This window comes from Micromonospora globispora, assembly GCF_003857015.1.
Classification (GTDB): Bacteria; Actinomycetota; Actinomycetes; order Mycobacteriales; family Micromonosporaceae; genus Micromonospora; species Micromonospora globispora.
The window spans coordinates 1-8,159 of the sequence record NZ_QGGF01000242.1; the positions used below are offsets into that span (position 1 = coordinate 1).

6 protein-coding genes are annotated in these 8,159 nt (G+C 71.6%); 5 read left to right on the top strand and 1 reads right to left on the bottom strand.

The window, feature by feature from the left end:
* The 5 genes from DKL51_RS11000 to DKL51_RS11020 form a co-directional block, all read left to right on the top strand.
* On the top strand, positions 1-3,367 hold a 3,367-nt coding region (locus DKL51_RS11000; RefSeq protein ID WP_124812017.1), incomplete at its 5' end, for a multifunctional oxoglutarate decarboxylase/oxoglutarate dehydrogenase thiamine pyrophosphate-binding subunit/dihydrolipoyllysine-residue succinyltransferase subunit.
* A gap of 91 nt (positions 3,368-3,458) precedes the next feature.
* Positions 3,459-3,638: a DUF6104 family protein gene (locus DKL51_RS11005; RefSeq protein ID WP_109943358.1), complete on the top strand. Its 180-nt coding sequence runs from the start codon at positions 3,459-3,461 to the stop codon at positions 3,636-3,638.
* Between the two features lie 109 nt (positions 3,639-3,747).
* Positions 3,748-4,455, top strand: coding sequence for a DUF998 domain-containing protein (locus tag DKL51_RS11010; RefSeq protein WP_109943357.1), 708 nt, complete (start codon positions 3,748-3,750; stop codon positions 4,453-4,455).
* 51 nt (positions 4,456-4,506) lie between these two features.
* A complete protein-coding gene (gene pta, locus DKL51_RS11015; RefSeq protein WP_109943356.1) occupies positions 4,507-6,579 on the top strand; it encodes a phosphate acetyltransferase in 2,073 nt (690 codons plus the stop codon).
* Entirely contained in the window at positions 6,576-7,694 is a 1,119-nt protein-coding gene (locus DKL51_RS11020; RefSeq protein WP_109943355.1) for an acetate/propionate family kinase, read from the top strand. The genes pta and DKL51_RS11020 overlap by 4 nt, the downstream gene beginning before the upstream one ends.
* 12 nt (positions 7,695-7,706) lie before the next feature.
* Here the strand turns inward: DKL51_RS11020 and DKL51_RS34875 are convergent, their stop codons facing one another.
* Positions 7,707-7,877, bottom strand: coding sequence for a hypothetical protein (locus DKL51_RS34875; protein ID WP_165823043.1), 171 nt, complete (start codon positions 7,875-7,877; stop codon positions 7,707-7,709).
* Positions 7,878-8,159 lie beyond the last annotated feature (282 nt).

The window sequence follows — 8,159 nt, forward strand, 5'->3', positions numbered from 1 at the left end:
GGCCCCGGCGGCCGCCGCCGGCACGGTGCCGCTGCGCGGCGTGGCCGCCAAGATCGTGCAGAACATGGATGCCTCGCTGGCCGTCCCGACCGCCACCAGCGTGCGCTCGGTCCCGGCGAAGCTGCTGGTCGACAACCGCATCGTCATCAACAACCACCTCGCCCGCGGCCGCGGCGGCAAGGTCAGTTTCACCCACCTCATCGGGTACGCGATGGTCCGGGCGCTGGTCGAGCACCCGGAAATGAACAACTCCTTCGCGGAGGTCGACGGCAAGCCGGCGATGGTCCGCCCGGAGCACGTCAACCTCGGCATCGCGATCGACCTGACCAAGCCCGACGGCTCCCGCAACCTGGTGGTGCCGTCCATCAAGGGCTGCGAGCAGATGGACTTCCGGCAGTTCTGGCAGGCGTACGAGGACGTGGTCCGGCGCGCCCGCCGCAACGAGCTGACCATGGACGACTACGCCGGCACCACGATCTCGCTCACCAACCCGGGCGGCATCGGCACGGTGCACTCGATCCCGCGCCTGATGCAGGGGCAGAGCGCCATCATCGGCGTCGGCGCGATGGAGTACCCGGCGCCGTACCAGGGCATGAGCGAGGCCACCCTGGCCGAGCTGGCGGTCAGCAAGATCATCACGCTGACCAGCACGTACGACCACCGGATCATCCAGGGCGCGCAGTCGGGCGAGTTCCTCAAGGTCATGCACGAGCTGCTGCTCGGCGAGCGCGACTTCTACGACCAGATCTTCACCTCGCTGCGCATCCCGTACGAGCCGGTGCGCTGGGTGCGGGACGTCGCGGTCGACTCCGAGGGCCAGATCAACAAGACCGCGCGGGTGCACGAGCTGATCCACGCGTACCGGGTGCGCGGCCACCTGATGGCCGACACCGACCCGCTGGAGTTCAAGATCCGCAGGCACCCGGACCTGGACGTCCTCCAGCACGGGCTGACCCTGTGGGACCTGGACCGGACCTTCCCGGTGAACGGCTTCGCCGGCAGGCAGCGGATGAAGCTGCGCGAGATCCTCGGCGTGCTGCGCGACTCGTACTGCCGCCGGGTCGGCATCGAGTACATGCACATCCAGGACCCGGAGGAGCGGCGCTGGATCCAGGAGCGGATCGAGCGCAAGTACACCAAGCCCGCCCCGGACGAGCAGAAGCACGTGCTCAACCGGCTCAACGCCGCCGAGGCGTTCGAGACCTTCCTGCAGACCAAGTACGTCGGTCAGAAGCGCTTCTCGCTGGAGGGCGGCGAGTCGCTGATCCCGCTGCTCGGCGAGGTGCTGGAGGCCTCCGCCGAGGACGGGCTGGACGAGGTCGTCATCGGCATGGCCCACCGCGGCCGGCTCAACGTGCTGGCCAACATCGTCGGCAAGCCGTACGAGAAGATCTTCTCCGAGTTCGAGGGGCACCTGGACCCACGCTCGACGCAGGGCTCCGGCGACGTGAAGTACCACCTCGGCCAGAACGGCAAGTTCACCACCCCGGACGGCGACCACGCGGTCAAGGTCTCGCTGGTCGCGAACCCGTCGCACCTGGAGGCCGTCGACCCGGTGCTGGAGGGCATCGTCCGGGCCAAGCAGGACCGGATCGACCTCAAGCTGGAGGGCTACACCGTGCTGCCGCTGGCGGTGCACGGTGACGCCGCCTTCGCCGGCCAGGGCGTGGTCGCCGAGACGCTCAACCTCTCCCAGCTGCGCGGCTACCGCACCGGCGGCACCGTGCACGTGGTGGTCAACAACCAGGTCGGCTTCACCACCGCGCCGGAGTACTCGCGGTCCAGCCTCTACAGCACCGACGTCGCCCGGATGATCCAGGCGCCGATCTTCCACGTGAACGGCGACGACCCCGAGGCCGTCGTCCGGGTGGCCCGGCTGGCCTTCGAGTACCGGCAGGCGTTCAACAAGGACGTCGTGATCGACATGGTCTGCTACCGCCGGCGCGGGCACAACGAGGGCGACGACCCGTCGATGTCCAACCCCGAGATGTACAAGATCATCGACTCGAAGCGGTCGGTCCGGAAGCTCTACACCGAGGAGCTCATCGGGCGGGGTGACATCACCGTGGAGGACGCGGAGGAGCTGCTGCGCGACTACCAGTCGCAGCTGGAGCGGGTCTTCAAGGCCACCCGGGACGCGGCCACCACGCCCCGCCAGCTCAGCCGGCCGCGCCGCGAGGAGGAGCCGGAGCCGCAGGTCGACACCGCCACCGACGCCGCCGTCGTCAAGGCGATCGGCGAGGCGCACGTCAACCTGCCGGAGGGCTTCACCCCGCACAAGCGGATCCAGCAGCTGCTGGACCGGCGGGCGAAGATGTCCGTCGAGGGCAACATCGACTGGGGCTTCGGCGAGATCATCGCGCTCGGCGCGCTGCTGCACGACGGGGTCACCGTCCGGCTCGCCGGGCAGGACTCCCGACGGGGCACCTTCGTCCAGCGGCACGCTTCCGTGGTGGACGCGAAGACCGGCGACGACTACCTGCCGCTGAAGACGCTCACCGGCGACGGCGAGCGGTCCCGGTTCTTCGTGCACGACTCGCTGCTGTCCGAGTACGCCGCGATGGGCTTCGAGTACGGCTACTCGGTGGAGAACGTCAACGCGCTGGTCTGCTGGGAGGCCCAGTTCGGCGACTTCGTCAACGGCGCCCAGTCGGTCATCGACGAGTTCATCTCCTCCGGTGAGGTGAAGTGGGGCCAGCGCTCCGCGGTCACCCTGCTGCTGCCGCACGGCCACGAGGGCCAGGGCCCGGACCACACCTCCGGCCGCCCGGAGCGGTTCCTCCAGCTCTGCGCCGAGGACAACATGCGGGTGGCCATCCCGACCACCCCGGCGAACTACTTCCACCTGCTGCGCCGCCAGGCCCTCTCGCCGAAGCGCAAGCCGCTGGTGGTGTTCACGCCGAAGTCGCTGCTGCGGCACAAGCTCTGCGTGTCGCCGGTCGAGGACTTCACCACCGGCACCTTCCAGCCGGTGCTGGCCGACACCGGCGCCCCGGCGCCGGAGCAGGTGAAGCGGGTGCTGCTCTGCTCGGGCAAGGTCTACTACGACCTGTTCCAGGCCCGGGCCGAGCGGGGCGTCACGGACACCGCGATCATCCGGATGGAGCAGCTCTACCCGCTGCCGGTCGAGGAGATCCGGGCCGCCCTGGCCCAGTACCCGAACGCCGAGGACTTCGCCTGGGTGCAGGAGGAGCCGGCCAACCAGGGTGCCTGGTCCTTCGTCGCGCTGAACCTGCTGGAGCACCTGTCGGACGTCCGGCTGCGCCGCATCTCGCGGCCTGCCGCCGCCGCCCCGTCGGTCGGCTCGGCGAAGATGCACGACGTCGAGCAGAAGGCGCTGATCGAGGCGGCCCTCCTCCGCCCGTGACCCGATAGCACGGCCGAGGACCGGGGCAGAGACCGTCAGCACGACGGCTCTGCCCCGGTTCCGTCGGCGCCCCCTTTCGAGAGGACATGGCATGTACTTCACCGACCGCGGCATCGAGGAACTGGTCGAGCGCCGGGGCGACGAGCAGGTCAGCATGGAGTGGCTCGGCGAGCGCCTACGCGACTTCGTCGACCTGAACCCGGAGTTCGAGACCCCGATCGAGCGTTTCGCCACCTGGCTCGCCCGCCTCGACGACATCGACGAGGACTGAGCGTCACCGATTGACGCCGGGCCGTTCCGTCGCGTCCACTGGTGAGCATGCGTCCAGGGTCCGGCGGGACGCGTCGGACCACACGCCACCTGACGCCACGGAGGCGGAAGTGAACCGCGTAACCCGCAAGCCCCCGCAGGACGCGCTGACGGTCCGCCGTCTGCGCCTCGGCATCGGCGCGGTCGGCATCGCCCTGCCGATCGTGCTGGTCGTCGGCCACATCGTGATGACCCGCCGGCCCATGCTGCTCAACTCGCTCAGCGGCTACTACCACACCGAGATGCGGGATGTCTTCGTCGGCAGCCTCTGCGCGATCGGGGTGTTCCTGATCAGCTACCGCTACCGCTGGCCGGACGATCTGCTCAGCACCCTCGCGGGGCTGCTGGCGATCACGGTGGCCCTCTTTCCCACCGCGACCGACGCCCCGGTCAGCGCCGCCAGCGCCACCCACCAGTGGATCGCCGTGGTGCACCAGATCTCGGCCGCGGCGCTGTTCGCGCTCCTCGCCGTCTTCTGCCTGTTCCTCTTCACCCGGCCGGACCGGGTCGGCGTGCCGCCTCGCCCGTCGGTCAACCGGTTCTACCGGACCTGCGGCGGACTGATCCTGCTGGCGATCGCGCTCGCCCTGGCCAGCAACGCGCTGCCGCACGACGTCCGGGACACGCTGAAGCCGCTGCTCTGGTGCGAGGCGGCCGCGGTGTTCGCCTTCGGTGCCGCGTGGCTCGCCAAGAGCGACGCTCTCCTCCGGGCGTCGGAGATACCCGAGGTAGTGACGCCACCGGGCCCGGCCGCCGCGCCGGTTGCGGAAATTGCATGATCAACGGCCCGGGTACAAGGACCCGGGCGAGGGGCACCGCGATCTTGTAGCGTGGGGCTCGTGGCCCGCAGTGTCTATGTGACCAGCGTGGGGTCCGGCGGGGGGAAGTCCACCATCGCCCTCGGCCTCGCGGAACTCCTCTCCCGGCAGGTGGAGCGGATCGGCGCGTTCCGGCCGCTGGTCTCCGGCACCGGCCCGGACGCGATCCTCGCCCTGCTCACCGACCGGTACCGGGTGGAACTCCCGGTCGACGAACTCTCCGGCAGCACCTACGCGGAGGCGACGACGCTGGTCGCCGATGGCCGGCGGGAGGAGCTGATCTCCCGGATCGTCGCCCGCTACCGGGACGTCGAGCGGCGCTGCCCCGCCGTGGTCGTCGTGGGCAGCGACTTCGCCGACGGGGACGGCACCGGCCCCCGCGAGCTGGCCTTCAACGCCCGCCTGGCCACCGAGTTCGGCAGCGTGGTGGTGCCCGTGATCGACGGCTTCGGGCAGGAGCCGGAGGCGATCGCGGCCGCCGCGCGGGGGGTGTACCACGATCTGGAGGACCTCGGCGCGACCGTGCTGGCGGTGGTCGCCAACCGCGTGCCCGGGCCGATGACGCTGCCCGAGCTGCCCGTCCCCGCGTACGCGATCCCGGAGGTGCCGACCGTGTCGGCGCCGACGGTGGCCGAGGTGGCGGCGGCGCTCGGCGCCACGCTGCTGGCCGGCGACGACGCGGCGCTCGGCCGGGACGTGCTGGACTACGTGGTCGGCGCGGCGCACGTGCCCACCCTGCTGGACCATCTGACCGAGGGAGCCCTGGTGATCACCCCGGGCGACCGGGCCGACCTGCTGGTGGCGGCGAGCGCCGCGCACGTGGCCGGTCAGGTCTCGGTGGCCGGGCTGGTGCTCACCCTCGGCGAGCAGCCCGACCCCAGGGCGATGCGGCTGGTGGAGCGGCTCAACACGGGCCTCGCAGTGCTCTCGGTGCCGAGCGACAGCTACGACACGGTGGCCGCGTCCAGCCGGATCGAGGGCCGCCCGAGCGTCGACAACCCGCGCAAGGTGGAAGCCGCGCTCGGCGCCTTCGAACGCTGCGTGGACACCGTGGACCTGGCCCGGCGGCTGCGGGTCAGCCGCTCCGAGCGGGTCACCCCGCTGATGTTCGAGAACGACCTCATCGACCGGTCCCGCGCGCAGCGGCGCCGGCTGGTGCTGCCAGAGGGCTCCGAGGAGCGGATCCTGCGGGCGGCTGAGATCCTGCTGCGCCGCGGCGTGGCGGACCTGACCCTGCTCGGCCGGCCGGACGACATCGCCCGGCGCACCCGGGAGCTGGGCATCGACATCGGCGACGCCGAGGTGGTCGACCCGGTCACCAGCCCGTGGCGGGACGAGTTCGCCGTCGCGTACGCGAAGCTGCGCGCCCACCGGGGCGTGACCGCCGAGCTTGCTCACGACATCGTGGCGCAGCCCAACTACTTCGGCACGATGATGGTGCACACCGGCCGCGCCGACGGCATGGTGTCCGGGGCCACGCACACCACGGCCGCCACCATCCGCCCCGCCTTCGAGATCATCCGGAACGTGCCGGGCGTCTCGGTGGCCTCCAGCGTCTTCTTCATGCTGCTCGCCGACCGGGTGCTGGTCTACGGCGACTGCGCGGTGAACCCCGACCCGGACGCCGCCCAGCTCGCCGACATCGCCATCTCCTCCGCCGACACCGCGGCCCGGTTCGGCATCGAGCCGCGGGTGGCCATGCTGTCGTACTCCACCGGCAGCTCGGGCGCCGGCGCGGACGTGGAGAAGGTCGCCGCGGCGACCAAGCTGGTCCGCCAACGTCGGCCGGAGCTGCTGGTCGAGGGCCCGATCCAGTACGACGCGGCGATCGACCCGCAGGTCGCGGCGACGAAGCTGCCCGACAGCCCGGTGGCCGGGCGGGCGACGGTCTTCATCTTCCCGGACCTGAACACCGGCAACAACACCTACAAGGCGGTGCAGCGCTCGGCCGGCGCGGTCGCGGTGGGGCCGGTCATGCAGGGCCTGCGTCGGCCGGTCAACGACCTGTCCCGGGGCGCGACCGTCCCGGACATCGTCAACACGGTCGCCATCACCGCCATCCAGGCCGCCGCGGAGGCGTCATGAGCAAGGTCCTCGTCCTGAACTGCGGGTCATCGTCGGTCAAGTACCGGCTGTACGACGGCGACGAGGTCCGCGACAAGGGCACGGTCGAGCGGGTGGGTGAGCCGGGCGGCGGGCCGGCGGACCACGAGACCGCGGTACGGGGAATCATCGACCGGCTGGACCTGACCGGGCTGGCCGCGGTCGGGCACCGGGTGGTGCACGGCGGCCGGAAGTTCAGCGAGCCGGTGCTGATCGACGACGCGGTGTTCACCGCGATCGAGGACCTGGTCCCGCTCGCCCCGCTGCACAACCCGGCCAACCTGGCCGGCATCCGGGTCGCCCGCGAGGCGCTGCCGGACGTGCCGCAGGTTGCCGTCTTCGACACCGCGTTCCACCACACGCTGCCGGAGGCCGCCGCGACCTACGCGATCGACCGGGACACCGCCGAGCGGTACGGCGTCCGCCGCTACGGCTTCCACGGCACCTCGCACTCGTACGTCTCCCGGCGCACCGCCGAACTGCTGGACCGGCCGTACGAGGAGCTGAACATCATCACCCTGCACCTGGGCAACGGCGCGAGCGCCTGCGCCGTCCAGGGTGGACGCAGCGTGGCCACCTCGATGGGGATGTCCCCGCTGGAGGGGCTGGTGATGGGTACCCGCAGCGGCGACCTCGACCCAACGGTGATCTTCCACCTGCGCCGGGAGGGCGGGATGACCGTCGACGAGATCGACGATCTGCTCAACCACCGCAGCGGGCTGCTCGGCCTGACCGGGGTCAACGACATGCGCGGGGTGCTCCAGCGCCGGGACGCCGGCGACCCCGCCGCCGCCCTCGCCTTCGACGTCTACTGCCGCCGGATCACCGGGTACGTCGGGGCGTACTACGCGCTGCTCGGGCGGGTCGATGCGATCACCTTCACCGCCGGGGTGGGCGAGCACGCCGCACCGGTCCGCGCCGCGGCGCTGGCCGGTCTGAAGCGGCTGGGCGTGGCCGTCGACCCGGGGCGCAACTCCGGCAGCGGTGACCGGGTGATTTCCCCCGACGGCGCCGAGGTCACCGTCTGTGTCGTGAGCACCGACGAGGAGCGGGAGATCGCCCGGGAGACCCGGGCTGTGGTGGCGAACCACCACTGACCCGGGTGCGGCTCAGCTCAGCGTGAGCCAGGCGATCCCGGCGACCAGCACCGCCACGACCACCGCGCCGACGATCAGCGGGAGGCGGGACGGCGCGGCGGCCGGAGCGGCGGCCTCGGGCGCGTGGGCGAAGGCGCGGAACTGCTCGGTGTTGCCGCTGGGGTCGGTGTAGTTCTCAGCCATGCGGCTGACCCTAGCGAAGCTCGTCGACCCGGAGCGTCCCGCCGGGCCGGTGGCGACAGCTCGATCCGGCCGGCCGAGCCGCACGGACCGGGTGGTGACAGCACCCGGTCCGGACGGCGGACCGGCCGGGCCACCGAACCGCCTACCGTGGACTGGTGGGGGTGCAGCGGCTGGTCGCCGCGCTGATGACGGCGCTGCTGGCGGGCTGCGGCCCGGCCACCGCCGCGACCGGCGGCGGGGTACCAGATCGTCACCGGGAGCGGCCGGGGGCCGGTCGGATCG

Excerpts from the sequence above, each read along its gene's own strand:
- DKL51_RS11005 (WP_109943358.1), top strand. The coding sequence starts at position 3,459 with ATGTACTTCACCGACCGCGGCATCGAGGAACTGGTCGAGCGCCGGGGC.
- DKL51_RS11020 (WP_109943355.1), top strand. The coding sequence starts at position 6,576 with ATGAGCAAGGTCCTCGTCCTGAACTGCGGGTCATCGTCGGTCAAGTAC.
- DKL51_RS34875 (WP_165823043.1), bottom strand. The coding sequence starts at position 7,877 with ATGGCTGAGAACTACACCGACCCCAGCGGCAACACCGAGCAGTTCCGC.